Here is a 26,191-nt window from a genome sequence, read left to right as displayed (position 1 = left end):
GGCGGGGCGGTCTCTTTTTAGTCAGAAAGTGGGGCGGTACAGTAGACCGTCACGCCCCCGGCAGTGAGATAGAGGGCGGCCTCCCGGCTGCCATCGGTGTGCTCTGTGATACCATACACCGCCCAGCCTGCCTCGGCGCCGGGGAAGGACAGGGGGTAGGCGGTAGTGCCGTCGGAGAGGGCCTCGCCGGGGGCGAGGGTGCCGCTCCATTGCTCTCCGGTCTCCGGTCGGGTGAGGACCACGCTGTCTGCCTCCACCTGGACGGACAGGGAGAGACGGGGAACGTCCTTTCCCCCTTCCCAGCCTGGGGCGGCGGAGAGCAGCGCGCCTCCCTTCTGGTCAGTGACGGTGAGGGCCTGCCAGTCCAGACCGCGGGGGATCCCATTCCCCAGCCCACAGCCGGGCAGGGGGAACAGGAGCAGCGTCAGCAGGAGAGGGAACAGGCGCTTCATTTCAGCCTCCTCTCCAGGCAGTGGAGCCGGAAAACCAGTACGCCGCAGGCGGCGCACAGGAGGGCCAGCAGTGCCGGCCGGAACCAGGCGGGGAACAGGGGAGCCGAGGAAGTGATGATAACGGTGGGGCCCTCCGCGCTGCCGATGACCCCCATCTGGGGCTCGATCACCCAATGAAAGTAGAGCTGGGAGACGCCGTAAACCAGGTACGGCAGCAGAAAGAGGAAGCAGAAGACCGCCGCGGCGGTGCAGACCCACCGGAACAGCCGGAGATAGCGCAGGACGGTGGTCTGCTGGTACTGGTCCATAGCGCGGGCCGCCACCTGTCCCGCCTCCTCTACGGACAGAGTGGGGGAAGAGGTCCGCTCCCCCTGGAGCAGCTCCACCAGAGAGACCTCCAGGGTCTGGGCCAGGGGCTCCAGCAGCTTCAGGTCGGGAAATCCCCGTCCTGTCTCCCATTTTGAGACGGCCTTGTCCGTCACGTGGAGCCGCTGGGCCAGCTCCTTCTGGGTCAGCCCCCGCTCCTTTCTCAGCTGGGCCACAAAGGACCCAAAGCGTATGTTGTCCATACAGCCCCTCCTTTTCTATTTTATTATGACATGGGGCGGAAAAAAGTCAACCTACGAAAAGTAGACAGGGCCAATGAGGGAAAATCAGGAGTAAAATTCCGGACTTCGGCGCAAGCTACTTCTGAAAAAGGAGGAATGCATCATGGAGGAGAACCAGCAGGGGGAGCAGCAGGAGATGGAGCAGGCCATCCAGCCCATCGTGGAGATGGGGTCCTCCACCATTCGGACCGGCCGCGGTACAGTCCATGTCCTCACCATCGTGGGGCAGATCGAGGGACATCAGCTGCTGCCTCCCACCAGCAAGAGCACGAAGTATGAGCATGTGATGCCGCTGCTGGCCATGGTGGAGGAGAGCGAGGAGGTGGACGGACTTCTGGTCCTGCTGAACACGGTGGGCGGGGATATCGAGGCAGGGCTGGGCATCGCGGAGCTGATCGCCAGCATGTCCAAGCCCACGGTGTCCCTGGTGCTGGGCGGAGGGCACTCCATCGGCGTGCCGCTGGCTGTGTCGGCCAAGCGCTCCTTTATCGCCCCATCCGCCGCCATGACTATCCATCCGGTGCGGCTGAATGGGCTGGTGATCGGCGTGCCCCAGACCTTTTATTATTTTGAGCGCATCCAGGAGCGTATCCTGCAATTTGTGACTGCCAACAGTTCCATAAAAAGGGAGACCTTTACAAAGCTGATGCTCCAGACCGGAGAGCTGGCCGCCGACGTGGGCAGCGTGATCTACGGTGAAGAGGCGGTGGAGCTGGGGCTGATTGACCGGATCGGCGGCTTGTCAGATGCCCTATCCTGTCTGCACGAGATGATTGAGGAACGGAAGAGCGGGGCCGCCCCTTCCCCGTAGGGGACCCATCAAAGCTGGTGCGGCCCGGAGGATACTTTCGGTTCTTGCATAAGGGAGGGGGGCCCCTCCCGCCTCCATCTTATAGGGGGAGTTGTCACGGCGGATGCAGTGACGGATGAGAGGACACCAGGGCAGTCAAAAAAGCTGTGAGGAATTTTCCTCACAGCTTTTTTTATAAATCGGTACTCTGAAGCTTTTCTGAAGAGAACAGTGAACTAAAGGGGAGGAGCGATAGACTGCGGGAAAGGCCAGGAGCCTATCTGGTCCCCAAATGTTCGCCAGCGTAGCGGAGGAGCTCCTCCCGGAAGCTTGGGTGGGCGATGGAGGCCATAGCCTGGGCCCGCTCCAGCAGGGACAGGCCGGTGAGGTTGACGACCCCGTACTCCGTCGCCACATACTGGATCATGGTACGGGGGGCGGAGACCACGCTGCCCGCCGGGATGCAGGGGACGATGTTGGACTTCAGTGTGCCGTCCTTCTTTTGGTGTGTGGAATTGAGGCAGATGAAGCCCTTTCCACCCTTAGACCGGAAGGCACCCTCCAGGAAATCCAGCTGCCCGCCGATGCCGGAGAGCTGCCGGGCGCCGGCGCTCTCTGCGTTTTCCTGGCCCATAAGGTCCAGTTCCACACCGCCGTTGATGCTGATCACATTGCTCATCTGCCCGATGCGTTCCGGGGAGTGGACATAGTCCACATCGCTGGGGCGGAACAGTCCGGGCTCCCGGTCCAGCCAGTCGTAGAGCTCCTGGGAGCCCATGGCCAGGTTCCAGGTTGCATATCCCCGGTCCACCTCCTTGCGGCTGTTGGTCAGCTTTCCCTTCTGGAACAGGCGCAGAAAAGCGTCGCTGATGGTTCCGGTGTGACAGCCCAGATCCTTGATGTCGGAGTCGGCCAGCATACTTGCTACCGCAAAGGGGACGCTTCCCACCCCCAGGGAGAGGACCGCTCCGTCCGGAATCTCCTGGGCCACCAGCTGGGCGATCCTGAGATCAGTGGGGCTGGGGTCCCGGTAGGTGCGCAGGGGCAGGGGTTCATGCTCACCCTCCACGATATAATCCGCCTCCGAGAGATGGACGCGGTGGCTGCCGTCCACCCCTTGCAGCCGGGGCAGGCGCTCGTTGATCTCAAAGACCACCGTGCGGGCGGACTGGAAGATGGTACGCCAGGCGTAGTTGGAGATGCCCAGGCCGCAGTAGCCCTGGTCATCCGGCAGAGAGACGGGGACAAATGCCGTGTCGCAGCGGATGTGCCGGTCCCGGTAGAGGCAGGGCAGGGAGCGCAGGATCATGGGCAGGAACTGGACCAGGCCACGGGCCTGCAGCTTCCGCTCGTAATCCCCCAGGTGCCAGCTGTAATAGTGGAAGGAGATCTGCTCCGGGTCGCACTCCACCACCTCGATCCTGGGGCGGATGACCAGTCCGCCGCGGATCTTCACGTCTGTCAGCCGGCCTTTCCGGGCGGCCAGCGCCCTGTCCATCAACTCCGGATATCCGCCGCCGAAGCCGTAGTCTACCCAGTCACCGGAGCGGACCGCCCTCTCCGCGGCCACCTCCGGTGTCACAAATTTGCTCCTGTCAAGCTCCATATTGACCTTGTCCTCCGTTTCTGTCTCTGTGTGGTGCGGCCCGATAGAGATCCGCCGGTGATTTGCTATGTCCCATATAGTACACAGAAATGCGGACTCTGTAAATAGAAATGAGCATAAGAAATATCTCCGGAAACAGAAAGCGCTCTGGAGAGAGGAGGCCTGCTCAGGAACACAAAATGGGATCGGGAGAAATTTTTAAAAAGGGGTTGACAAATTTGCACCAATGTATTATTGTACTAATTGCTTAATACAATAATACGAACAGAAAGGAGCACAGACATGCAATGGCAGCTGGAAGGCGACCGGCCCATCTATCAGCAGCTGGTGGACCAGATCATGATGCAGATCGTCAGCGGGCAGCGGAAGGCGGGGGACAAGGTCCCTGCCGTGCGGGAGCTGGCGGCGGAAGCCGGGGTAAATCCCAACACCATGCAGCGGGCGCTGGCCGATCTGGAGCGCCAGGGCCTTCTGTACACCAATCGGACCAGCGGACGGTATGTGACGGAGGATGAGGAAATGATCACAAAGATCAGGGAACGGATCGCGGAGGAGCGGATCTGTGCCTTTTTGGAGAGCATGTCCCAGCTGGGCTTCACCCAGGAGCAGGTCCTGGGGCTGATCCAGCGGGAGAGAGAGGAGAAGAACGCATGAGACAAGACAACGATTTGGTGGTCTGTCAGGGACTGACCAAGCGGTTCGGCCGCCAGACGGCCCTGGACCGTCTGGACCTGAATTTGCCCAGGGGCAAATTCATCGGCCTTCTGGGCCCCAACGGGAGTGGAAAGACCACCATGATTAAGCTGATCAACGGGCTGCTGACTCCCACCGAGGGGACCGTTCTGGTGGACGGACAGGCGCCGGGGACCTACACTCACAGCATCATCAGCTATCTGCCGGACCGCCCCTACCTCAGCGACTGGATGCGGGTGTCCGACCTGCTGGCCTTTTTTTCCGACTTTTACAAGGATTTTGACCAGGTGAAGGCGGACGAGATGCTCAAGGACCTGAAGATCGGCCCGGGGCAGAGACTGAAGGTGCTCTCCAAGGGCACCAAGGAGAAGGTGCAGTTGATCCTGACTATGAGCCGGAAAGCCCAGCTCTATGTGCTGGATGAGCCCATCGCCGGGGTGGACCCGGCGGCTCGGGACTACATCCTGGGCACTATATTGTCCAATTACAGCGAGGAGGCCAGTGTCCTGCTCTCCACCCACCTGATCGCCGACATCGAGCGGGTGCTGGACGAGGTGGTCTTTATCCGGGAGGGCGTCATGGTCCTGCACAAGGACGTGGACGCCATTCGGGAGGAGACGGGCAAGTCGGTGGATACTCTGTTCCGGGAGGTGTTCGCATGCTGAGCAAACTGATTCGATACGAGTGGAAGGCGGTCGCGCGGGTGTGTATCCCCATGTATGGCGGCCTGATCCTGGCGGCGATGCTGACCCACTTCCTGCTGGGGAACCTGGAGCGGTTCAGCTCCACGCTCTATGATATCATCACTATGGCGATGAGCACCCTGTGCTTCGGACTCTTTATGGCTGCCTTCGTGCTGACCCTGATCATCCAGATCCAGCGCTTTTCCAAAAATCTGCTGGGGGACGAGGGATACCTGATGTTCACCCTGCCCGCCAGTGTGTCCCAGCATATCACTGCCAAGCTGGTTGTGGCGGTGCTGCTGGACGTGCTTTCTGTGGCGGCCGCCATCCTGGCGGTGCTGGCCCTGGCCCTGGACGGCACCATGTGGCTCGACCTGCCCGGTGATTTTTTTGACATGATCGTATATGTGGACTGGAGCGACTGGCTGCTCCTCCTGGAGCTGCTCCTCCTGTGTCTGGCCGCCGGCGCCGTGTGCATGCTGCACATCTATGCCAGCATCGCGGTGGGCCACCTGGCCCGGAAGCACCGTACCCTGGCAGCCTTCGGCGCCTATTTTGGCTTTGCAGTGGCGCTGAATATCCTCTTTACCGGTATGCTGGAGATCTTCGTCTCCTCCCCCTGGATGGCGGAGATCGGCCGCTGGTTTATGGAGCTGAAGGGGGATACGGGGGGACACCTGCTCATGTGGCTGCTGATCCTGGGCATCGCGGTGCTGGGTGCCGGGTTCTTTGTTCTGACCCGGTATCTCCTGAAAAACCATCTGAACCTGGAATAAGGGATGCCGGACCGTTTTCAAGGGGGGCGCCGCGGACTGCGCGGCGCCCCCCTCTTTTTTGCGGGCAGGCGGGGCATAGGACGGGCCCGCAGCTCATAATCTGAGGGCAGGAAGAACATCCCCTGGAAGGAGGTCCGAGCATGGAGACCAGGATCGCGGAGCTGCGGTACAAGGAGGTCATCAGCGTCACCGACGGCAGCCGGTTTGGATATGTGGGGGACATGGAGGTGGACCTGGAGAGCGGGCAGGTCCGGGCCCTGGTGGTGCCGGGGCGGCTGCGGCTGTTCGGCCTGCTGGGCCGGGAGGAGGACCGCTATATCCCCTGGGACCGGGTGCGGCGGTTTGGGGAGGACATCATCCTGGTGGAGCAGGAGCCCCAGCCTCGGGCACTGCGCCGCCGCCGGTGAGAGAGGCGCGGAACGGGAAAGGCCCGCCGGTCACAGACCGGCGGGCCTTTCCCTATGAGGGGAACAAAAAGGGGGGAGGTCAGCGAGCAAGATCCTCACAGAAGTTCATGAGGATCTGGGCCACTTCGGCCCGGGTGGCGGTGCCGGCGGGGTCCAGATAGCCTCCGGGTCTGCCGGAGATCAGGCCCTCGGACACGGCCCAACCCATGGAGTCGGCCGCCCAGACGGCGACGCTGTCCCGGTCGGCGTAACCGCTCAGGCTGACGGAGGCGCTGGTGTCATAGCCCTTGTATCTGGTGTAGCCATAGAGGATCAGGGACAGCTGCTCCCGGGTCACCGGGGCATCAGGAGCGAAGGAATTTTCACCCATGCCGGCCACGATGCCCTGGGCCGCGGTCCAGTTCACCGCATCGGCGTACCATGCGCCGGCGGCCACATCGGAGAAGGTGGCCGCGCCGGAGACAGCGGGCTTGTCCTCCATAGCATAGAGGATCTGGGACAGCATGGCACGGGTCAGTGTGCCGTTGGGGGAGAAGCGGGAGCCATCGGTGCCCGACATGATGCCGTTTTCGGCCACATAGGCCACTGCATCATAGTACCAGTCGTCCTCTGCCACATCGGAGAAGAGGGGCTGTTCCTCCTCCTGCTCCAGAGCCGTAAAGACGGCCTCTACCGTGACCTTGGAGGCGGGCATGGTGAAGGTGAACCTGCCGTCGCCCTTGTCCTTGAGCTTGATGGAGTCCCCGTCCTTGTCGGTGACGGTCAGCTCATCCAGTTCATAGCCGTCATCGGGCTTGACAGTGATGGTGACCGTGGTGCCCTTGGAGGCGCTCTTGGGGGAGACAGTGACGTCGCCGTGGCGGCTGCTGTCCACGCTGACCGTGTAGGTGGCGGAGCCGCTGGAGCCGCCGCCGGAAGAGCGGCGGGAGATGGTATAGGAACCGTTGCCGTGATCCGTCAGACGGTACCCGGAGGCGGCCACCAGAGTGGGCAGGGTATCGACGTCCTCACCCTTGACCAGGGTAAAAGTCTTACTGCCCTGAATGGTGACCGTGCCCAGGCCATCCTTCAGCACGGTGATAGTGCCTCCGTCAGCAACCGCGTCGATAGCGTCCTGAAGATCAGCGTAACCCACATCTTCCACCTGGGCCGCTGCCTCGTTGGTCAGAGAGAAGGTGAAGGGGCTGAAGCCGTGGCGGGTGCTGAAGGTGAGATTGGCTCCCTCATCCGCCTCCGCGGTGTAAAAATAGGTCCTGCCGTTAGAGGCCTGATGCTTGATATAGATGGTCTTGCTGGCAAAGTCGTCGGGCAGGGTTAGGGTGACATGAGCGGTTCCAGTGATGTTCAGATCCTCCTGGGGGATCTCCTTGACCACCACGGAGTTGCCCTGGTTGATATCGCCTGCGGTGCTGGCGGTGGAGGCCACCACCTGTCCCTTGGGCGAGATGTCCAGGGTGACGGAGTTAATACTGCCGTCCGTACCGGTCAGAGCGTCTACTGTGGTGACCTGCAGATAGGTCTGAGTATAGAGGACAATCTCCTCGCTCCCAAGTTCGGACTGTCCTTTTTGTAGCAGTTCGTCCTTTTCTGCGCTGTCGGCCAGCTGGCCGGCCTGTTCCTGGGCTGCCTGAGACAGGGCGGAGTCCGCATTCACAGTGCCGGCCGCCTCGTTTACGGCCTCCTTGACCTCATCATTCAGGCCGTCAGGCAGCTGGTCCTCAGTCTCGGTAGGCTCGGTGCTGGGGAGAACGTCTACGTCCGCCCCGGTGACGGTGACAGTGCAGGAGGCGCGGTAAGCGCCAGCAGAAGCAGTGATGATGGCCTCACCGGCGGCCACGGCGGTGACGGTGCCGTCTTGAGCCACAGTGGCAACGGCCTCGTCGCTGCTGGTCCAGGTCACCGTCTGGTCTGCATTGGAAGGGGAGACGGTGGCGGTCAGGGCAGTGCTGCCGCCGCTGACGAGTGTCAGGGCGGCGCGGTCCAGGGAGATGCCGTCCACACCGGCGTAGCTGACTGTGACGGAGCAGGTCAGTGATTTTCCGTTTACCTCAGCGGTGATGGTAGCCGTCCCGGGAGCCGCAGCGGTCACAGTGCCGTTGTCCACGGCGGCCACAGCCTCATTGTCGCTGGACCAGGACACAGCGGAAGCAGGCACAGCGCCCCAGGGCTCGGCATTGACAGACAGGACAGCCTCGCCGCCCTTGGTCAGGGCGAGGGTCTGCTGGCTCAGGGCCAGCGTGCCCACCATGTACTGGTAGCCATCCTGATTGCTGGCTACGGCATCCTTGCCGCTGACAAGATAACTGGTAGGATCGGCGGTGAAATAGCCGCCGGAGATGCTCAGGCCATGGGCGGTCCCGGTCTGGATATCGCCCTGGAAAGAGCCGCCGGAAATGTTCAGAGCCGCCTGTGCGGAGTTGGCCATGATCACAGCGGGGGGGAAGGTATTCTGTTCGGTCCCCTCGGCGGGAGTGACGGCGTAGGTGCCGCCGGTGATGTTGAGGGAACTGGTGCCGCCGACGGAGGAGGAATAAGCCACATAAACGGCCCTGGAATTCCCGGCGACGGACACGGAGACATCTCCGCCCATTTCGCCGATCATGCCGTAGTTGGTGATGCCATAGCGGGCTGCGGGGTTGGGCTGTCCAGCGATAAGATATCCGTCATCGCTGCTTCCAATGGCTCGGAAGGCGCCGCCTGTGATGGAGTCGATGGTGCCGTAGTTCTGGAGCACATTGTTGCCGCCCCAGAAGTGCTGCTCCTGGTTGTCCATGGTAAAAGTGCCTCCGGTGATCGTGCCGATTTTGCCGTTGGGTTCATTTTTCAGCACATTGGCAGCGCCGGTAAAGGTGCCACCGGAGATCAGTTTGATCTCCCCAGGATGCGGATCAGCGGAATCATCCACTCCGTTTCGGATCACACTGGAGAGGTTTCCGAGGGCTTTGGAAGTGCCATCACCGGTGGTGAAGGTGCCCCCGGAGATCTCCTCGATGACACCGCCGTTGACCACAGTGTACCAGGAATTAGCGGCGGTGCCGCCGGAGACGGGATATTGAGTCTCCTTGCTGCGGGTGAACATACCGCCGGAGATCTCGGTAATGGTGCCGTAGTTGTACAGAACTGCCTTGCCATGGGTGACCACATCCACCACACCGCCGCCGGCGCTGTCCAGAATGGTCAGGGTGCCCTGATTGACGATGGTGTGGCTGGACACATTGGTCAGGGTTTGGCCGTTCAGGTCCAGGGTGAGGATCTTGCCTTCGGGGATGGTGATATCTTCTGCCACATCAGTGAGCATTACAATGGTATCGCCGTCCGCGGCTTCCACGGCCGCTTCCAGAGTACCAAACCCCTGGTCCCCGATTTTCGCAGCTGGGATGAGCTCCAGATAGTTTTCAGAATCGGTGTTCATGGAAAGCCCGTCTACTATGAGCTGGTTTCCTTGGCCAGAACTGCCGTACAGAGGGATCAGATCGTTCCCATTGGCGGTGCCCTCCGCTTGGAAGGTGCAGTCAGAAAAGACAATTTTGTTGGCTGAAGCGCCATAGTTGCAGGAAACGATCACCTGATAATTTCCGGCAGTTGTCTTGGCCTGGATATCGCTGTCCGTGATGTACAGCGTGTTCCCAAAGCCGGAGTCCCCTTCCGGGATATCCTGAAGTTCGCCGCCGTCCAGTACGATGGTTCCGAAATTGTTGCTCGGACCGGAAAAATGGTTGATCCCGATTAGGGTGCTGTCGGTGATGGTAGTGTTGGTGTTGCAGGAGTAAGCATAGTAAGCCGTCCAGCCCTGGATCTCACAGCCGGAGATGTCGATGGATGCGGCCGTGTTGGCCTGAATGTTGATGGCGTATTTGTCCACCGTGAGGCTGCTCTGCTGGACAGAAAGGTCAATGTCGGAGTAATTCTGGAAATAAAGGCCGGAATGTGCGGAGTCATCCTCATAGGTAAAGTTGGTCAGGCTGACATTGACGCCGCTGCTTTGAGTCAAGCCGGATTCATTCCAGGCGCCATTGATATAGAGGGCGATGTTGTTAGTGCTGGCGGCCTCAGACGGGGTTTCAAAGGTCACGTTCTCTGCCGAGAAGGACATGTCATCGCCGTTCACCATTCTGACGACCCGGGCACCATTCTTGGAGTTGTCATTGACAACGACCGTGAGGTCCTCCAGTGTGAGGGAGGCATCGTCGTTGACAAGGTGGAAGGCCACCTGTCCATTGACGCTGATGGTGGTCTCAGATTCCCCGTTGCCGAGGATGGTGACATGCTCCCCATTCTCAAAGGTGACGCTGTCAATGGTGTGCTCGCCGGAGGGCAGAGAAATGACGGCGTTCTCAGAAGAGGATACAGCCTTCAGGGCCTCGGAGAGGGAGTCGTAAGGTGTACCGTTCATGGTAACGGAGTCGTCAACCGCCGCAACTGCGAGGTCTGCCATAGGGATCGTATTGTTGGGGGGCGGGAGGGAAGGATCTTCATCCTCAGGCAGGCTGGGATCGTCCCCCTCGTCCGGGCCGTCCCCAGGCAGGGTGGGATCATTCCCTTCGTCCGGGCCGCCCCCGGGCAGGGTGGGATCGTCCCCCTCGTCCGGGCCGTCCCCGGGAAGCGGATCGTCCCCGCCGCCTCCGGTGTTCCCCAGATCGGGGTCCTCCTGCACCTGCCCCGCGGGCTGACTGCCGGTGTCCGCACCGTCAGCCAGTGCTGTGACAGGGAGCAGAGACAGTGCCATGGCCATCGTCATCACGATGGCCAAAAGCCGTTTTTTCATGCATAACACTCCTTTACAAAAAATAGGGTCTGCTGTATGAATAAGCGGATGATACCGCTGATTCAATAAAACGAAATATAAATTACGTCTATAATTAAGGCGCATTTAGTGGGAAAACGCCTGCCATCTTCAAGATTGAAGATGGATCATGCCCATATGGGCATGATCATGAAATTTAAATTACGATTTTTTACAAGAAGAAAAGACCCTCCAGCTGATCTCCTGGTTCCCGATACGTGAGCAATAATATTCAAAATAATTATTATGTTATTTTTAAAAGAAGTATAGCACAGGTGCGGACTGTTTTCAAGGGAACACTTCTTTTTTGCTTTTGCGAAATTTGAAGAAATTTCCTGAAGGGCAGGGCAGAGGCGGAAAAGGGGAGCTGCCCGCTCACTTTTTTCAAAAAATACTTGTATTCGGCGGAAAACTGTGATATACTACCAGCGCATTATGCCTGGGAGTGCTGATTTTCCGCCCAGTGCCCGGCCTCGGCCGGGTTGGCGGGGAATATGAGGCGCCCGGAAAGATCAAACTGAATTTTAGGAGGAAACAAGAATCATGGCAGTCGTATCTATGAAGCAGCTGCTGGAGGCCGGCGTGCATTTCGGCCACCAGACCCGTCGTTGGAACCCCAAGATGGCCGCTTACATCTACACCGAGCGCAACGGCATCTATATCATCGACCTGCAGAAGACCGTGAAGAAGCTGGAGGAGGCCTACAACTTCGTCCGTGAGCTGGGCGAGAAGGGCGAGACCCTGCTCTTCGTGGGCACCAAGAAGCAGGCCCAGGAGGCCATCAAGGAAGAGGCTTCCCGCGTGGGCATGTACTATGTGAACGCCCGCTGGCTGGGCGGCATGCTCACCAACTTCAAGACCATGCGGGGCCGTGTGGACCGCCTGAATCAGCTCAAGCGGATGCAGGAGGACGGCACCTTCGACATGCTGCCCAAGAAGGAAGTCATGAAGCACTTGGGCGAGATCGCCAAGCTGGAGAAGTACCTGGGCGGCGTCACTGAGATGAAGAAGTTGCCCGGCGCCCTGTTCGTGGTGGACCCCCGCAAGGAGCGCAACGCCATCAACGAGGCCCGCAAGCTGAACATCCCCATCGTTGCTATCGTGGACACCAACTGCGACCCCGATGAGATCGACTACGTCATCCCCGGCAACGACGATGCCATCCGCGCCATCAAGCTGATCTCCTCCGTCATGGCCAACGCCATCCAGGAGGGCAAGCAGGGCCAGGATGAGGCCCCCGCTGCTGAGGAGGCCGCTCCCGCCGCCGCGGAGCAGTAAGCCTTGACCCAAAGCGCCCGCCCGACGGACGGGCGGGCGCTCTCTTTCTGTATTCCAGAGAAAAAACGATCATATTTTATGGAGGTAATACAAATGGCTTTTACCGCGAAAGACGTACAGGCCCTGCGCGAGATGACTGGCGTGGGCATGATGGACTGCAAGAAGGCGCTGACCGCCGCTGACGGCGACAAGGACAAGGCTATCGAGTGGCTGCGTGAGAAGGGCCTTGCCGCCCAGACCAAGAAGGCCGGCAAGGTGGCCGCCGAGGGCGTCTCCTACGCCATCGTCAATGAGGCTGGCGTGGGCGTCGTGGTGGAGGTCAACTCCCAGACCGACTTCGTGGCCAAGAACGAGGTGTTCCAGGGCTTTGTCAAGGACGTGGCCTCCGTCATCGCCGCCGAGGACCCCGCCGATGTGGCCGCACTCCAGGAGATGACCTACCCCGGCACCGACCGCACCATCGCCTCCGTCACCGCCGACAAGGTGCTCTCCATCGGGGAGAACATCCAGATCCGCCGCTTCGTCCGCTATGCCGAGGGCGTCAATGTGCCCTATATCCACATGGGCGGCAAGGTCGGCGTGCTGGTGAACCTGGCCGTGGAGGGCATCGCTGACATGGCCAAGGTCGTCGAGGTGGGCAAGGATGTGGCCATGCAGATCTGCGCCATGAACCCCACTTTCCTGGACAAGAGCGACGTGGATCAGGCCACCCTGGACAAGGAGAAGGAGATCCTGATGGTCCAGGCCAAGGAGGACCCCAAGAATGCCAGCAAGCCCGAGAATATCATCGAGAAGATGGTCATGGGCCGCATTGGCAAGTATTACGAGGAGAACTGCCTGCTCCAGCAGGCCTTCGTCAAGGAGAATAAGATCTCCGTGGAGAAGCACGTGGCTGAGGTGGCCAAGCAGCTGGGCGGCAAGATCACCGTCAAGGCCTTCACCCGCTTCCAGACCGGCGAGGGCATCGAGAAGAAAGAGGACGACTTCGCCGCCGAGGTCGCCAGCATGATTAAGTAAGACCGCTTTACAGCGCCTGACAGATAACTTGATGGAGAGAGCCCGAGGCAATGAGAGTTGCCTCGGGCTCTCTTTTAGTTTTTCCACAATAGAAGATCCCCCGCCGCAGGATTCGGCAGGGGATCAAAAGGACATCAGGCATCCAGCAGACCGGACTGGACCAAGAAGTCGTGGGCGACGGTCTCCACCTCCTCGCCCGCCACGTCCACCCGATAGGTGAGCTCACTCATCAGTTCGTCGGTGAACTGCTCGTTGAGGAGCTGGATGGTCTCCTTGAGGCCGGGAGCATCCTCCGCGAAGCGTTCGAATACGTCGCTGCGGGCCAGAATGGTGCCGTAGTAGTCGGGGAAGAAGTGCTGGTCATCGTCCAGAAGAGTCAGATTGGCCCGTTTGTTCAGGCCGTCGGTGGCGTAGACCACCATCACATCGTAAGCGCCCTGCTCGATCAGGGTGTACTTCATCATAATGTCCACCGGGTTGGCCACCTGGAAGTTCAGGCCGTAGGTCTCCACCATGGGACCGAACTTCATGTTGCCCGCGTCGGTGAAGAAGTCCTGCTCAGCGCAGAAGCGCAGCTCTCCGGCGATGGGCACCAGGTCGCTGATGGTCTCCGGGTGGTAGGTATCCACCACCTCCTGAGTGACACCGATGACGTAGGTGTTGTTGACACCGATCTTGCCCAGCAGCTGGAGGTCGTACTCCTCATTCATCTTCTCGTTGACAAAGTCGTAGAGGGTCTGTCCCTCTGGGATATCGGTGGTGTCCAGCCCCATGATGGTGGTGAGGAGGGTGCCGTCCCACGTGTACATCAGATCGCAGGAGTGATTGGCGGCGGTGAGGGCGTTGAAGTTGTTCACCGCGGTCATCTCGTCCTGGATGGTGACAGGGATGCCATGGCGGTCCTCCACCAACTGCTTGATCATGCTGTTGACCAGCTGTACCTCGGAGAACTGGCCCTCATAGAGGAGCAGGCCGGCGGTGCTCTTGGGCAGGAAGGCGTACACGCACAGGGCCAGGGCCGCCGCACAGGAGAGGACGGCAGCTCCCCGGGCGGCCATCCTGCGGCCCCTGGGGCGCTGGCTGTCCCGGCTGTTGAGATACCGCTCCGCCATGCCCATCAGCAGGTCCAGAACCAGGGCCGCCGCCATGAGTACGCCGGTGCCGCCCAGGATGGCCTGCATGTCCTCCTGGCGGATGCCGGTGGTGATGACGCTGCCCAGGCCTCCGCCGCCCACAAAGGAGGCAAAGACCGCGGTGCCGATGGCGTTGACTGCGGCAATGCGGATGCCGGTGAAGATGATGGGGGCGGCGATGGGGATCTCCACATGGACGAGGCGGTAGGTACGGGTCATGCCCATGCCCCTGCCCGCCTCGATCAGGTGCTCAGGCACTTGGTCCAGCCCCAGGCAGGTGTTGCGGACGATGGGCAGCAGGGAGTAGAGGGCCAGACCCACGATGACAGTGGGCTTGCCCGGACCGATGAACACCATGATGATGCCCAGCAGTGCCAAGGCGGGGGTGGTTTGGATCAGGTCCACCACTCGGAGGACGATCTTCCGGGCAGCAGGATAAAAGTGGCAGAGGATGCCAAGGGGAACACCCGCCAGGACGGCGAAGATGAGGGCGGCGACCACCAGAGACAGGTGCTCTAAGATCATGGAAGCGGTCATACCTTATCCCCTCCCTTCCGCATCCCCTTGGGGACCACCTGACGCTGGACCAGATCCACCAGAGAGCCCAGCACGAAAGCCAGGAGGGCGGCGGGGATGGCACCCATCAGGATGAGGCCGTTGTCATTGGAGCTGATCCCGGAGTAGATGAAGTCCCCCAGGCCGCCGCCGCCGATCATGGAGGCCAGTACCGCCCAGCTGACGGTGTAGACGGTGGACATGCGTAGCCCGCCGATGATGGTGGGCATGGCCAGGGGCAGCTCCACCCGGATCAGGCTCTGTATGGCGCTCATGCCGCAGCCACGGGCAGCCTCGATGTACTGCTGGTCCACGGATACCAAGCCGGCATAGGTGTTTTTCAGCACCGGGAAAGTGGCGTAGATGCCCAGGGCAACCAGTACCGTTGCGGTGCCCGCCCCCCAGGCCAGCACCAGCAGACCGATGAACACGATGCCCGGGATGGTGTTGAAGACGGACAAGACGGGCAGGACTACTCCGGAGAGCTTGGGCCGCCGTGACAGCAGGATGCCCAGCACAAGGCCCAGGGCAAAGCCGATGGCGACGGACACCAGGGTGAACAGAAGATGCTGGCCGATGGCCACAGGAAGTTTATCCCATCCCAATGTGTCTCACCCCCAAAGCTGTTCCGCCATAGCGGAGGTCATGCTGGTCTTGGTGATGATGCCGTCCACCTTTTCCTCCTCGTTCAGGACGATGAGGTAGGGGGCGCCGCTGGAGATCAGCAGGTCGAAGCAGTCCTTGGCGCTGTCCCCCGTGTGGACGGTGGGGGTGTTGCAGCGGATCAGGGGCTCGATGGTCTTGACCACATGGCCGGTGAGGCGGATGTCCGCAATGGACACGGTGCCCTGATAGCGGTCCTGGTCGTCCACCACGATCAGGGTGTCCACGTTGCGCCGCTGCATCTTGCTGACGCACTCGTTGACGCCCCGGCGGGCGGAAACGGTGGACACGCCGGAGCGCATGAAGTCGGCGGCGGTGAGCTCCTTCTGAGCGTGGGTGTCGATGAAATTGCCCAAAAAGTCCTGGATCTGTCCGCTGGCGGGGTGGGCCAGCATCTCTTCCGGAGGCGCCATCTGGACGATGTTGCCGTGGTCCATGAAGATAATGACGTCGGCCAGATCCAGAGCCTCCGCCATGTCGTGGGTGACGAAGATGAAGGTCTTGTGCAGCTTCTGCTGGAGGCCCTTCACCTCCTGCTGCAGGGAGCGGCGGGTCATGGGGTCCAGGGCGCTGAAGGGCTCATCCATCAGGACGATGGGAGGGGAGGCGGCCAGTGCCCGGAGGATGCCGATGCGCTGCTGTTGTCCGCCGGACATCTCCGAGGGGTACTTGTTGGCGTACTGCTCATAGGGCATCTCCACCATGGCGAGCATGTCGCGGACGATCTGGTCGCACTGCTCCTTGGAGTACTTCAGCAGCTTGGGCACCACGCAGATGTTTTGGGCCACCGTCATGTTGGGGAACAGGCCGATCTGCTGGATCACATAGCCGATGTGGCGGCGCAGCTCCACCTTGTCCTTGGAGGTGATGTCCTCCTCGTTCAGATAGATCTTTCCTGTGTCGGGCTGGATCAGACGGTTTATCATCTTCAGTGTGGTGGTCTTACCGCAGCCGGAGGGGCCGATGAGCACGGCGAACTGCCCCTCCTCAATTTCAAAACACAGATCGTTTAGGATCTTTTGGCTGCCGTAGGACAGGGATACATGGTCGAATCTTAACAAATGAGACCTCCTTTTCCGGTGTGGCCGGAGACCGGCCAGCGGGCCAACGAGAACGGCACCGGAGGGGCGCCCTTCAGGTATCAGGTGCGGGATGGAGGGGGAGAGCCCTCTGCTCCAGGTAGAAAATTGGGTAACATTACAACTTTATTATAGCAGTACCAGAAAAAACTGTCAAATAAACAAAATGTAAATATGGGTCGGATGACATAAATATGGAATTAAACTGGGAAATTAAGAAACTTTTTATAAAATCTTAACCATATCCCGGGCCTGTCCTTAAAAAACGTCTGGTACACTCGAACCAGCAAAGGAGGCGAGCGCATGAATCTGGAAATCATCCTGGTCAGGACGGTCCTGGTGCTGACCGCCGCGCTGTCGGTGGGGATCTCTCTGTGGGGCGGATACTATCTGCTGACGGGCCTGATGTCTTGGCGCAGGCCCATGGACTACGGCCGGCACCCCGCCGGCACCCGGTTCGCGGTGCTGATCGCGGCCAGAAACGAGGAACTGGTCATTGGTCCGCTGATCAACAGCCTGCTGGAGCAGGAGTATCCGGCGGAGCTGTATGACATCTATGTGATCCCCAACAACTGTACGGATAACACAGCGCTGGCCGCCCGACAGTTCGGGGCGGAGGTGCTGGAGTGCACCGTGCCGGTCCGGTCAAAGGGGGAGGTGCTCCGCTTCGCGGAGGAGCAGCTCTCCGGGCGGCACTATGACGCCTTCTGCGTCTTTGACGCGGACAATGTGGTGGACCGGTGCTTCCTAAAGGAGATGAACAATGCCTATCGGGCCGGGGCCCGGGCGGCCCAGGGCTATCGGGACAGCAAAAATCCCTATGACAGCGCCATCTCGGGATGCTACTCCATCTACTACTGGATGATGGACCGCTTTCACAACCAGGGGAAAGCCGGACTGGGGCTGTCCGCCATGATCAACGGCACAGGCTTCATGGTGGCCGCCTCTACTCTGAAGAAGCTGGGGGGCTGGCGGACGGAGACCATCAGCGAGGACCTGGAGATGACCGCCCAGTGCGTGTTGGCGGACGTGCAGGTGGCTTGGGTGCCGCTGGCCGTCACCTATGACGAGCAGCCCCTGACTTACCGGGAGTCGGTAAAGCAGCGCAGGAGGTGGAGCAGCGGCACCATCCAGGTGGCGCGGCAGTACCTGCCACGGACCGGACGCCAGATGACAGCGGCCCCCCGGGGAGCGCTTCTGGACATAGGCATGACGATGCTGATCCCGGCCTATCAGCTGGTGGCGGTGGTCAATACGCTGGCCGCGGCCGCGGCGGCCGGCCTGAGCGGACGGCCCTTCACCTTCGCGGCAGGGGCGTTCTGCGGCGCGATCCTGCTGAACGTGGGACTGACGGCGGTGTTCGCCACCTTGAGCGGCGCCCTGGTGCTGACAGTGGAGAGAAAGTGGGACCGCCGCCTTTGGAAGAGCTTGCTGGTCTATTGGCTCTTCCTGCTGAGCTGGCTCCCCATCACCATCGGGAGTTTTTTCAAGCAGACTACGGTCTGGGAGGAGATCCGGCACACCCGCAATGTGCTGCCGGAGCCGGTCCTGGCCCGGAAGTGGTGATACATGTGGAAAAAGGAGGACCGCCCATGCCCATGGGCGGTCCTCTCAGTTTGTGGGAAAAGCCCTCCTGCAAAAAGCTCCGGGGACCGATGGGCGGCACCAAATCGAAGCCAAACGCAGTGGATTCGATTTGGAACGGAGGAGCAAGGGAGCGGCAGAATGAGTGCGCGATGAGCTTTGCAATTGAAATGAAAAAGCTCGTGGCAAGCGATATGTCGCTTGCCACGAGCTGGCAGGGGGTAACAATTCCGAACCCTGGATCTATAAAAGCCTTGCGCCGCAACGGTTACAAAACTCGGCCCCATCTCTCGCATAGATTTTCAGGCCTTTTTCATTATAAAATTATGCCGGAACCGATATGCCAGAAGCAGATAGGTATAAAGACTTATGAGTCCGCATCTTCTCCAGATGGAGCGACGTTTCCCTCGATCATATCTACAACTACCTGACTGAGCTGGGCCGCATTCTTTGATGTAATAACTGGGACACCAGTCTGCGCTTCAATTGCTTTCCGCGCATCGCCAGCAACCTTTCCACCGGCACGTGCAGTCTCTATATTTTCGCTAAATGTTACCGGCTCTTTCTGCTTTGATATTTCTGTAGTCGTAGCCTCAGCCAACATATTCAAAACAAGTTCCAGTGTTGTCATATTATCGCGGAGATTTTCTTTTGTCAATCCCTTGAGCGTTTTGTACTGCCGGGTCGTCATCCCTGACCACGCACGGGATATCTCATCAGTCAGAATGGCGTATTCCACACCCTTCTGAACACCGCGGGCATCCCATTCATCGGTGAGTTCCTTTCTCACCTGGATCGCCTGAAGGCGCTGGTTGATCCACTCGCGGGAATAGCCTTTCTTCAGATAGGTTTCCAGTGCGCGATCAATGGTCAGCTCCGGATCAATCGTTTCCTCAATGCGTTCCCGGCCCACTTCTGCCAACCAACGCTTGAAGGGCTCTGCTTTGTGTGACGGGATGGATTGGATGATTCGAAGAAGCTGTTCCGTATCCGCTACGTCAGTTAACCGCTTTTTCCCGTCAGCGGCGGTCATTTTCAACTGGTTACAAGATGTAACCGGTTCAAAGCCCTCGTCCACAAGGCGTTTTTTTGTAACCTTCCAATAGTTTCTGGCCACTTGATGGTTCGGAGCCTCCGTTAGAACCGCCACCACATCGACAATAGAAAAATACCACTCCTCTTTTTCTTCATCCCATGCAGTGCGGATGTGCTTATCTTCAAAAAGCTGAATCTTATCATCCAGGCCCATACTCATTTCTCTCTTTCTCTATGTTATCATCAGGTGATCAAGCAGCCCCTGGCACCCATCAGACACATCCCGCCATGTAGCTTCGAAGTTGTCGGTGTACCAAGGGTCGGCTACCTCCTGACCGGGGCGGTCGGTGTAATCCAGCAGGAGGCGCATCTTGTCCATAAAGTCTCCGCCGCAGATGCGGTACATATCCCGGAGGTTGGCCCGATCCATCCCGATCAGCAGATCGTACTCCTCGTAGTCGCTGTTCACGAGCTGTCGTGCGGCGTGGCAGGAACAGCCGATTCCATGCTCCGCCAGTTTGCGCTGTGCAGGAGGATAGACAGGGTTCCCAATCTCCTCCCGGCTGGTCGCCGCGGAGGCGATCTGGAATTGACTCTCCAGGCCGGCTTTCCTCACAAGGCCTTTCATAACATACTCGGCCATTGGGCTCTGACAGATATTGCCGTGGCAAATAAAAAGGATCTTTTTCACGTTCTCCGCACTCCGTTACAGTTTCTTTTTCTTCAGTATAGCAGATATCCTCCGGTTCGTCGAGCCAATGAAGCCCCCACGCGCCATTCTGGATCTGTCTGAGCAATTCTGTCTTGCCCCAGCCATACTCCAGTGCGGCTTTGAGATACCACGCCCGTTCCTCCGCTGCTTCGCAGGCTTCCAAAATCGTCACATTCTGCGTCCACGCCAGCTTCAGCGCCTTTTCAAGCCGATCCGGTGTATTCCCATAGGTCAGATAAAACAACCGCATACGGCGTAGATTACGGGGTGAAAAGCCCTTTCGCTCCGGGTATCTCGACTGGAGGTATTCAGCGGCCATGACTGCTGCGCCCTTCTCCGTTCTGCCGCATACGGCCCTGCCGATCTCACAGTACAGTTCCATCTCTGCCAGATCGGAACCCATCAGGACATCCAGGGCCGAATACAGAGAAGAATAGTCGCTTGGTTTTCGGATGTTCATAGCTGCTCCTTTCCGGCGTATCCGCCTTGGTAAAGAACGCCGCAAAGGGAAACGCGGAAGAACATTCCGCACTTTCCTTTACGGCTTCCACCGACCATATAGCTTGTACGATTTAATTTCAGAGAAGGATATGCCGCGCCTCTTGACAGCCGCGGCCTCCTCTGGGATATACTCTTTTTTATTGATACAATGTTAAAGCAACTCAAAGGTATGTAAAAAAGTCAGCCACCAAGCAGCAGATCTTGCCTTTCTGGTCCTTTCCCCAGTACCAGTAGTAGACGCCGCTTGGAACGGTAAAAAGGGCCGCTGAGTAACTGCCGTCCGGAGAGATCCCGGCTGCGCAGCGTATTCCCCAGCGCTCCTGATTCTCCTCCAGAATCTCATCCAGGACCATCTCATGCTCCAAATCTGAAAACTCAGATTTCATACAGGCATCTTTGAAATACTGGCCATCCATAAATCCCGTTGTCGACTCGCTTACAACATAGCCGCAGTTCCTGCGGCGGGACCGCTCAGTATCCCATAGCGTTTTCGCCGCTGTGAAAGTCACTGGAGGACGATCTGTAAAACAAATCTCCGCAAACGCAAGTACGCAGTCCCCGTCAGAATGGGCGGTATATGCGAACACCGGATACATACCGGGACGGACCTTTTGCTGAAACGCCTTCCGTTTGAAATCAGCGATTTCGAACCGCAATGTTGGGTCTGCCATCACGATCTCGCCTGTCGGCAGACTGATGAGGCCGATGTCATGGATCTGGATAACAGACTTGCCGTATCGGTTCTGCAAGCTGGCACCATCTACCGTGTGTATGATCTTTAGATTGTCCTGTGCATCCATATTATCATCCTCTGGAATTCAATGAATCTTTCAAGCGGTATTATAACTCCCTATACCATGACTGCTCCATCACTATTGTACCCACTGCATCCCAGAACTTCAATCCACATTTATTAGTCTGCTGATTTCCAATGTCAGGTCACATTTTAAGAGCTATTTTCCCGCTTTCATTTTATCATCTAACTGTTTTCTCGAAAAGAAAGCTGTAAAGGAAAACGCGGAGACGGCTCCGCGCTTTCCTTTACGGCTTCCGCTTATTATATCACTTGCACGACCTGCTCCCAAAGGAGAATGTGCTTTTTGTCCACCGCCTGATTGTCATGAAGATGGCCGAACAGCCAGTAGTGGTATCTGGCCCGGTTTTTGACTTCCTCCAGAAAGTCTGTCAGCCGGTCCGCCCGAGCGTGGGGGATGATCTTTTGCGTTATGCTGGTGGGGGCGCAGTGGGTCAGAATGTAGTCCACCGCCCAGTCATGGGCGTCCAGGTTCTTCCGGGCCTCCTCATACTCCTCATCGGAGGGAAGTTCCTCTGTCCACCAGGACACGCCCTTGACCCGGAACATGGCCCTGGCCCGCCGCATCCGCCAGTACCGCTCCTCGAAGCCCGGTTCCTCGGGGTCCAGGATGCCATCCTGAATATCGTGCGAGGACGCTCCACCCATGGTGAAGAATGTGTATCCTTCGATGTCAAAGACCTGCCCACGCATGAGGTGCAGCACATGGGGCCGTACTTCATGGATCCTGCCTCCGTGCCACAACCTTTCCGGCAGCGCGTTCAGCATGGCAAAGTTCTCGTGGTTCCCATCCAAGAAGGCAGTCGTAAAAGGCTTGTCCTCCAGCCAGTCCAGCCAATACTTCTCCGCGGGTGTTCCACCCCAGAGTCCTCCAAAGTCGCCTGCGATGATTACCATGTCCTCGCGGTTCATCTTTTTCTGCTCCGGGAAGTATTTCATCCCAAGCCGCTGAAATCCGCCGTGTGTATCGCCTGTGACATAGACGCTCATGATGCGTTCCTCCAATCCAGTTGTTCGATCTCCTGCTCCACCTCAGTACCGTTCCGGAAGGTAACCCGGATCTTGTCTTTTGCGAGGACGGTCACTTTCTCCACCAGCTGGTAGACCACGCTCTGATCCCATTCTGTCAGCTCTGCAGCATAGGCGCTCATGGCTATCGAGGCGGCTTTGAGCCGCTGGCTTACCAGTTCATTTTCCTGATAGACTTGCTTGATCCGCGACTTATGTTCCTTGAGATCCGCCATTGCGTTGGATATCATGCGGAACCGCTCCGCATAGTCTTCCGTGCCACCCGCGGCGGACGCCTCCGCCAGCAGGCTGTTGAACTGCTTCTCCAGTTCCTCCAGCATCCGGTCGATGTCCGCGAGGCTCATGGTCTCACCGGGGATGGGCGCCAGTTCCTGCTCCATGGCCCCCATCAGCTGGACTTCCAGGGCGTCCCTGCTGTCCATCACGCTGTTGATGGCGTTCAGGATCGCCTGCTGGAGCGGCTTTTCCTCCAGCGTTTCAGAGTGTTTACAGTATTTTGCCCCATAATCCAGGCGGCTTCCGCACCGCCACACAGCCCGTTTCACTCCGCCCTTGTTCCAGACGCACCGGCGATAGCCTGTCCCGCAGTGGCCGCAGAACATGAGATTTGTCAGGATGTACTTCCCGCTGTACTTGCTCCGCCCGGTGGGCGCGCTCTTGCTGGTACCGCCTGTCTGTGCCCTGCGCCGGGCTATCTCCAGCTGCGCCGCGTAGAAGACGTCCCGGCTCACGATCCCCTCATGGTGGTCCTGGACCAGATACTTGGGGAGCTGGCCGTTGTTCTGGATCACCTTTTTGCTGATGCAGTCCTGGATAAAGGTCTTCTGGAGCAGCGCGTCACCGCAGTATTTCTCGTTGCTCAGAATACTCAGCAGGTTCTTGATGGTCCACTCCTGTTTTCCTATCGCGTTCAAGGCCCCCTGCGCCTCCAGCTTGCTCTTGATGGCCCGCAGGGTATCTCCGGCCAGATACCGCTGATAGATAAAGCGGACGGTCTCCGCCTGCTCCTCGTTGATCACCGGCCTTCCGTCCGGGCCCTTCTCATACCCAAGCATCCACTTGTACTGCATCGTGACATGGCCGGCTTTCATGGACCTTCGCTTCCCCCAGCGGACATTGGCGCTGGTGTTCTCACTTTCAGACTGGGCGAAGGCGCCGTGTATGGCGATGAGGAACTCGCTCTCCGGATAGATGGAGTTGATATTCTGTTCCTCAAAGATGACCGGGATACCCAGTTCCCGCAGTTCTCGGGTATAATTGAGGGTGTCCACCGTATTCCTTGCGAACCGGGAAACGGCTTTGGCCAGGATCATGTCGATCTTTCCCTGGCGGCACATCCGGATCATCTGGAGGAATTCCTTCCGCTTACAGGTGGAGGTGCCGGTCTTGCCCTCATCCGCGAACACCTTTACCATGGTCCAGCTGGGGTTCTTCATGATCTTCTCGGTGTAGTAGGCAAGTTGGTTTTCATAGCTGGTGAGCTGCTCCTTGCTGTTGGTGGATACACGGCAGTAGGCCGCTACCCGCAGGTGCCTCTTTTGGGCCTGCTCCTGGGGCGTTTCCTTCTTGGCTGGGATCACAATGACTTTCGGGGCGGTTTCTGTCATGGCTGTTGTCCTCCCTTCATGATCTGGCCGTTTTTCAGCCGGACCTGAATGCCTTTTCCTCTGTATGTGATCTGTCGGACGCTCTCACACAGGAGCTCCCGCTCCAGTTCCTCCATGAGCGGATGGTTCCGGAAGAGCTTCTGGAGCCGCGTCGTCTCATATTCCTCCGCCCCAATGGCGTTGAGCCTGTGTTCCGCCAGCCGAAGCGCCATATTCCTGGTCCGCTCTCCATCTACAGGCGGGGATTGGAGAGCTTCCTCCAGCTCCCGTCTCAGTTTCCTGCTCTCTGCCGGGTCCTCCATTTCTGTCTGGCCGGAGGCAATACGCTCCGGGTGCTGGACAAGACGGTTCAGAAGCGTCAGGGTCTGCTGTTCCACCCAGGCAGGCGGGGGACCGCCGCACAGCCGCCGCAGCTCCATCTGTGCCGGCGTTTTTCTGACCGGGACCGCCCGGTCCCTGCGGCGCTCCTGAGCACCGCGGTACTGCTCCTCCGGGAGTATGGCCGGATACCGGTCTGTCCCGCTGTATCTCTTGTCCTCCAGGATGCGGGCCACCATGTTTTTGTTCCACAGCTTTCCCTCGTCATAGGCAATTCCCCGCTCTTGGAGTGCCTCCACCAGTTCCTGATAGGATGCCCCGGCCAGATAGGTCTGGTAGATCCAGCGGACTGTTTCCGCCTCTGCCGGATGGGGAGTGTACTCTCCGAACTCCATCCGATATCCGAAGGGCTGCTTTCTGTTGCCCGCCATCAGCGCACCGTCCTCTCGATGGTCTCCGTCAGCTCCAGCCCGTTGATCAGCCGGAACCGCAGGCATTCGTTGTTCTCCACGATGATCTTTGCAACCAGCTCGCTGAACAGCTCCTCATCGAACGCCTCCAGAAATTCCGGCCCGGTTTCCAATATCTCCAGCAGGACTTGAGTCTGCCGGATGGTCTGATCCTCCTCGGACTCCAGAAACCGTTCCTTTTCCAGTTTGGCGGTGCGGAGCTGTTCAGCCAGCGTGTTGCTCCGGGTAATATAAATGTCAGGATCGACAAGGCCCTGCTGCTTCAGCTCGGCCAGTAGTCGCTCCTGACGGACGATATCCGCTATTTGTTTGTTCAGTTCCACGATGTCCAGGCTCCAGAGCAGTTTCCTGTTTTGGGCTGTCTGGAGGTCTGTGAGCAGTTGGGAGAGGACTGGCATTCCGTGATGCCGCAGCTTGTAATACAGGCGGAGGAAGGCACGTTCAAATTCAGATTCCGGGATCTGCGTGATCTGACATTTGTCAGGCGACTTATCGTGGAGCCTGCAGGTCCAATAGGCGGATTCCCTACACTTTTTTCGTTTGAATATGGAACCGCACTGTCCACAGATGACGGTACCGGTCCATGGATATGTAACTCCGGACTTTGGGTGAATCACCGCGCCTTTCTGCTTCAGCAGTGCCTGTGCCCGGTCAAACAATTCCCGGTCAATAATAGCGGGATGGCTGCCCGGTACGAAATATTGGTCATACTCACCTTGATTTCGCTTCTTCCTGTGGGGCAGTGTTCGGGTGGTATAGGTCTTTTGTGCCAGCGAGTCACCCGCATATTTCTCATTGTGGAGGACATATTGGATCGACGTTGTCTGCCAGTATGGGGTCTTATCTCTTGTGGGGATCCCGTACCGCGTGATCTCTTTTGCGATGTCCTCCATGCTGTTGCCATTGAGGTATCTTTGGAAGATCAGACGGATGATTTGGGCCTCCGCCTCGATGATCTCCAGCTCTCCTTTGACCAGGCGGTATCCAAACGGGGCCTTACAGGTGATGAAGCTGCCCTTTTTCATTTTCTTCTGGTAGGTCCAGCGGATATTTTCAGAGATAGCTTCACTCTCTTTCTGGGCTATCATGGAGAAGATAGCTGTCAGCAGCTCGCCGGACATCTGGGCGGTATCGATGCCCTGCTCCTCGAAGCAGACCCCGACCTCCAAGTCCCTCAGCTCCCGGACCGCTATCAGGCTCTCGCTGGTGTTTCGCGCGAACCGAGCGGTGGATTTTGTCAGGACCTTGTCGATGCGGCCTCTGCGGCAGTCTTTCAGGAGCCGCTGGAAGTCATCCCGTTTCTCCGCGGAGGTCCCGGTGATCCCCTCATCCGCATATACGTCCACGAACTCCCATTCCGGGTTGCCGGTGATGAGTTCTGTGTAGTAGGCATTCTGTGCGGCAAAGGAGTGGAGCTGGTCCTCAGAGTTGGAACTGACACGAGCGTAAGCTGCCACACGCAGTTTCCGGGTCCGGACCGGCCCGGAGGCTGGGATCGTGATCACACTGGGGACCTTGTCCAATGCGAGGGAACCACTGATTGCTGTCTGTCCGTTCATCTAAATCACCTCTGTTCAGCCACACACAATACCCTAACT

At 58.8% G+C, this 26,191-nt stretch carries 22 protein-coding genes and 1 pseudogene; 8 read left to right on the top strand and 15 right to left on the bottom strand.

Annotated elements, in window-relative coordinates; genetic code table 11:
* Positions 1-17: 17 nt before the first annotated feature.
* A complete protein-coding gene (locus tag L9O85_RS08425) occupies positions 18-452 on the bottom strand; it encodes a hypothetical protein (RefSeq protein WP_301578386.1) in 435 nt (144 codons plus the stop codon).
* Positions 449-1,021, bottom strand: a complete 573-nt coding sequence (locus L9O85_RS08420; protein ID WP_050624949.1) for a helix-turn-helix domain-containing protein — start codon at positions 1,019-1,021, stop codon at positions 449-451. Before L9O85_RS08420 ends, L9O85_RS08425 begins: the two co-directional genes overlap by 4 nt.
* Before the next feature lie 142 nt (positions 1,022-1,163).
* On the opposite strand from L9O85_RS08420, the gene L9O85_RS08415 reads away from it, so the two are divergent.
* On the top strand, positions 1,164-1,871 hold the full coding sequence (locus L9O85_RS08415) for a ClpP family protease (RefSeq protein WP_256181940.1): 708 nt from the start codon (positions 1,164-1,166) through the stop codon (positions 1,869-1,871).
* A gap of 256 nt (positions 1,872-2,127) precedes the next feature.
* On the opposite strand, the gene L9O85_RS08410 is transcribed toward L9O85_RS08415, so the two are convergent.
* Positions 2,128-3,456: an acetyl-CoA hydrolase/transferase family protein gene (locus L9O85_RS08410; RefSeq protein ID WP_301578385.1), complete on the bottom strand. Its 1,329-nt coding sequence runs from the start codon at positions 3,454-3,456 to the stop codon at positions 2,128-2,130.
* A gap of 282 nt (positions 3,457-3,738) precedes the next feature.
* Between L9O85_RS08410 and L9O85_RS08405 the strand changes: the two genes are divergently transcribed.
* The 4 genes from L9O85_RS08405 to L9O85_RS08390 all read left to right on the top strand — a co-directional run bounded on the left by L9O85_RS08405 (position 3,739) and on the right by L9O85_RS08390 (position 6,015).
* Positions 3,739-4,110: a GntR family transcriptional regulator gene (locus L9O85_RS08405; protein ID WP_050624946.1), complete on the top strand. Its 372-nt coding sequence runs from the start codon at positions 3,739-3,741 to the stop codon at positions 4,108-4,110.
* Entirely contained in the window at positions 4,107-4,814 is a 708-nt protein-coding gene (locus L9O85_RS08400; RefSeq protein ID WP_050624945.1) for an ABC transporter ATP-binding protein, read from the top strand. Before L9O85_RS08405 ends, L9O85_RS08400 begins: the two co-directional genes overlap by 4 nt.
* Positions 4,808-5,608 carry a hypothetical protein gene (locus tag L9O85_RS08395; RefSeq protein ID WP_276756876.1) on the top strand — a complete coding sequence of 267 codons (801 nt, stop codon included), beginning with the start codon at positions 4,808-4,810 and terminating at the stop codon, positions 5,606-5,608. The genes L9O85_RS08400 and L9O85_RS08395 overlap by 7 nt, the downstream gene beginning before the upstream one ends.
* A 140-nt stretch (positions 5,609-5,748) precedes the next feature.
* Positions 5,749-6,015: a YlmC/YmxH family sporulation protein gene (locus L9O85_RS08390; protein ID WP_050624943.1), complete on the top strand. Its 267-nt coding sequence runs from the start codon at positions 5,749-5,751 to the stop codon at positions 6,013-6,015.
* A gap of 79 nt (positions 6,016-6,094) precedes the next feature.
* Here the strand turns inward: L9O85_RS08390 and L9O85_RS08385 are convergent, their stop codons facing one another.
* Positions 6,095-10,780, bottom strand: coding sequence for an S-layer homology domain-containing protein (locus L9O85_RS08385; protein ID WP_301578384.1), 4,686 nt, complete (start codon positions 10,778-10,780; stop codon positions 6,095-6,097).
* A gap of 561 nt (positions 10,781-11,341) precedes the next feature.
* On the opposite strand from L9O85_RS08385, the gene rpsB reads away from it, so the two are divergent.
* Positions 11,342-12,076, top strand: a complete 735-nt coding sequence (gene rpsB, locus L9O85_RS08380; protein WP_050624941.1) for a 30S ribosomal protein S2 — start codon at positions 11,342-11,344, stop codon at positions 12,074-12,076.
* 93 nt (positions 12,077-12,169) lie between these two features.
* Complete coding sequence (gene tsf, locus L9O85_RS08375; RefSeq protein ID WP_050624940.1) at positions 12,170-13,093, top strand: translation elongation factor Ts; 924 nt, start codon at positions 12,170-12,172, stop codon at positions 13,091-13,093.
* A 134-nt stretch (positions 13,094-13,227) separates the two neighbouring features.
* Here the strand turns inward: tsf and L9O85_RS08370 are convergent, their stop codons facing one another.
* From L9O85_RS08370 to L9O85_RS08360, 3 genes are read right to left on the bottom strand one after another with little or no spacing between them, the layout of a single operon-like run.
* Positions 13,228-14,763 carry a glycine betaine ABC transporter substrate-binding protein gene (locus tag L9O85_RS08370; protein ID WP_050624939.1) on the bottom strand — a complete coding sequence of 512 codons (1,536 nt, stop codon included), beginning with the start codon at positions 14,761-14,763 and terminating at the stop codon, positions 13,228-13,230.
* The gene (locus L9O85_RS08365) at positions 14,760-15,386 is read right to left on the bottom strand and encodes an ABC transporter permease (RefSeq protein ID WP_050624938.1); all 627 of its coding nucleotides are present in this window, start codon (positions 15,384-15,386) and stop codon (positions 14,760-14,762) included. The genes L9O85_RS08370 and L9O85_RS08365 overlap by 4 nt, the downstream gene beginning before the upstream one ends.
* 6 nt (positions 15,387-15,392) lie before the next feature.
* Positions 15,393-16,505 carry an ABC transporter ATP-binding protein gene (locus L9O85_RS08360; protein ID WP_050624937.1) on the bottom strand — a complete coding sequence of 371 codons (1,113 nt, stop codon included), beginning with the start codon at positions 16,503-16,505 and terminating at the stop codon, positions 15,393-15,395.
* A gap of 321 nt (positions 16,506-16,826) precedes the next feature.
* Here L9O85_RS08360 and L9O85_RS08355 point away from each other — a divergent pair, with 321 nt between their 5' ends.
* Positions 16,827-18,089 (top strand): glycosyltransferase family 2 protein, encoded by a 1,263-nt coding sequence (locus tag L9O85_RS08355; protein WP_108981169.1) that lies wholly within the window; start codon positions 16,827-16,829, stop codon positions 18,087-18,089.
* A 385-nt stretch (positions 18,090-18,474) separates the two neighbouring features.
* On the opposite strand, the gene L9O85_RS08350 is transcribed toward L9O85_RS08355, so the two are convergent.
* The 8 genes and pseudogenes from L9O85_RS08350 to L9O85_RS08320 all read right to left on the bottom strand — a co-directional run bounded on the left by L9O85_RS08350 (position 18,475) and on the right by L9O85_RS08320 (position 26,152).
* The gene (locus tag L9O85_RS08350) at positions 18,475-19,356 is read right to left on the bottom strand and encodes a BRO family protein (RefSeq protein ID WP_195447012.1); all 882 of its coding nucleotides are present in this window, start codon (positions 19,354-19,356) and stop codon (positions 18,475-18,477) included.
* A gap of 18 nt (positions 19,357-19,374) precedes the next feature.
* On the bottom strand, positions 19,375-19,833 hold the full coding sequence (locus L9O85_RS08345; RefSeq protein WP_195494901.1) for a low molecular weight protein-tyrosine-phosphatase: 459 nt from the start codon (positions 19,831-19,833) through the stop codon (positions 19,375-19,377).
* A gap of 142 nt (positions 19,834-19,975) precedes the next feature.
* Positions 19,976-20,236, bottom strand: a pseudogene (locus L9O85_RS15190) (DUF1016 N-terminal domain-containing protein); the annotation flags it as partial.
* Positions 20,237-20,516: 280 nt separating this feature from the next.
* A complete protein-coding gene (locus tag L9O85_RS08340) occupies positions 20,517-21,155 on the bottom strand; it encodes a DUF4241 domain-containing protein (RefSeq protein WP_195494902.1) in 639 nt (212 codons plus the stop codon).
* Positions 21,156-21,412: 257 nt separating this feature from the next.
* Entirely contained in the window at positions 21,413-22,159 is a 747-nt protein-coding gene (locus L9O85_RS08335) for a metallophosphoesterase family protein (RefSeq protein WP_044942130.1), read from the bottom strand.
* The gene (locus L9O85_RS08330) at positions 22,156-23,805 is read right to left on the bottom strand and encodes a recombinase family protein (protein ID WP_009260881.1); all 1,650 of its coding nucleotides are present in this window, start codon (positions 23,803-23,805) and stop codon (positions 22,156-22,158) included. The genes L9O85_RS08335 and L9O85_RS08330 overlap by 4 nt, the downstream gene beginning before the upstream one ends.
* Positions 23,802-24,554 carry a recombinase family protein gene (locus tag L9O85_RS08325; protein WP_050001748.1) on the bottom strand — a complete coding sequence of 251 codons (753 nt, stop codon included), beginning with the start codon at positions 24,552-24,554 and terminating at the stop codon, positions 23,802-23,804. Before L9O85_RS08325 ends, L9O85_RS08330 begins: the two co-directional genes overlap by 4 nt.
* Entirely contained in the window at positions 24,554-26,152 is a 1,599-nt protein-coding gene (locus tag L9O85_RS08320; protein ID WP_195384421.1) for a recombinase family protein, read from the bottom strand. Before L9O85_RS08320 ends, L9O85_RS08325 begins: the two co-directional genes overlap by 1 nt.
* Positions 26,153-26,191 lie beyond the last annotated feature (39 nt).

Source organism: Lawsonibacter asaccharolyticus, assembly GCF_022453915.1.
Taxonomy (GTDB): Bacteria; Bacillota; Clostridia; order Oscillospirales; family Oscillospiraceae; genus Lawsonibacter; species Lawsonibacter asaccharolyticus.
The sequence above is the reverse complement of the archived record's forward strand: the minus strand, read 5'-3'. Positions and strand labels throughout refer to the sequence as shown.

What these genes read in the sequence shown, in the direction of transcription:
- L9O85_RS08335 (WP_044942130.1), bottom strand. Translation starts at nt 22,159, where the DNA reads ATGAGCGTCTATGTCACAGGCGATACACACGGCGGATTTCAGCGGCTT.
- L9O85_RS08400 (WP_050624945.1), top strand. Translation starts at nt 4,107, where the DNA reads ATGAGACAAGACAACGATTTGGTGGTCTGTCAGGGACTGACCAAGCGG.
- L9O85_RS08355 (WP_108981169.1), top strand. Translation starts at nt 16,827, where the DNA reads ATGAATCTGGAAATCATCCTGGTCAGGACGGTCCTGGTGCTGACCGCC.
- L9O85_RS08405 (WP_050624946.1), top strand. Translation starts at nt 3,739, where the DNA reads ATGCAATGGCAGCTGGAAGGCGACCGGCCCATCTATCAGCAGCTGGTG.
- rpsB (WP_050624941.1), top strand. Translation starts at nt 11,342, where the DNA reads ATGGCAGTCGTATCTATGAAGCAGCTGCTGGAGGCCGGCGTGCATTTC.
- L9O85_RS08395 (WP_276756876.1), top strand. Translation starts at nt 4,808, where the DNA reads ATGCTGAGCAAACTGATTCGATACGAGTGGAAGGCGGTCGCGCGGGTG.
- L9O85_RS08330 (WP_009260881.1), bottom strand. Translation starts at nt 23,805, where the DNA reads ATGACAGAAACCGCCCCGAAAGTCATTGTGATCCCAGCCAAGAAGGAA.
- L9O85_RS08415 (WP_256181940.1), top strand. Translation starts at nt 1,164, where the DNA reads ATGGAGGAGAACCAGCAGGGGGAGCAGCAGGAGATGGAGCAGGCCATC.
- L9O85_RS08420 (WP_050624949.1), bottom strand. Translation starts at nt 1,021, where the DNA reads ATGGACAACATACGCTTTGGGTCCTTTGTGGCCCAGCTGAGAAAGGAG.
- L9O85_RS08410 (WP_301578385.1), bottom strand. Translation starts at nt 3,456, where the DNA reads ATGGAGCTTGACAGGAGCAAATTTGTGACACCGGAGGTGGCCGCGGAG.
- L9O85_RS08320 (WP_195384421.1), bottom strand. Translation starts at nt 26,152, where the DNA reads ATGAACGGACAGACAGCAATCAGTGGTTCCCTCGCATTGGACAAGGTC.
- tsf (WP_050624940.1), top strand. Translation starts at nt 12,170, where the DNA reads ATGGCTTTTACCGCGAAAGACGTACAGGCCCTGCGCGAGATGACTGGC.
- L9O85_RS08385 (WP_301578384.1), bottom strand. Translation starts at nt 10,780, where the DNA reads ATGAAAAAACGGCTTTTGGCCATCGTGATGACGATGGCCATGGCACTG.
- L9O85_RS08390 (WP_050624943.1), top strand. Translation starts at nt 5,749, where the DNA reads ATGGAGACCAGGATCGCGGAGCTGCGGTACAAGGAGGTCATCAGCGTC.
- L9O85_RS08425 (WP_301578386.1), bottom strand. Translation starts at nt 452, where the DNA reads ATGAAGCGCCTGTTCCCTCTCCTGCTGACGCTGCTCCTGTTCCCCCTG.
- L9O85_RS08325 (WP_050001748.1), bottom strand. Translation starts at nt 24,554, where the DNA reads ATGGCGGGCAACAGAAAGCAGCCCTTCGGATATCGGATGGAGTTCGGA.
- L9O85_RS08340 (WP_195494902.1), bottom strand. Translation starts at nt 21,155, where the DNA reads ATGGATGCACAGGACAATCTAAAGATCATACACACGGTAGATGGTGCC.
- L9O85_RS08350 (WP_195447012.1), bottom strand. Translation starts at nt 19,356, where the DNA reads ATGGGCCTGGATGATAAGATTCAGCTTTTTGAAGATAAGCACATCCGC.
- L9O85_RS08370 (WP_050624939.1), bottom strand. Translation starts at nt 14,763, where the DNA reads ATGACCGCTTCCATGATCTTAGAGCACCTGTCTCTGGTGGTCGCCGCC.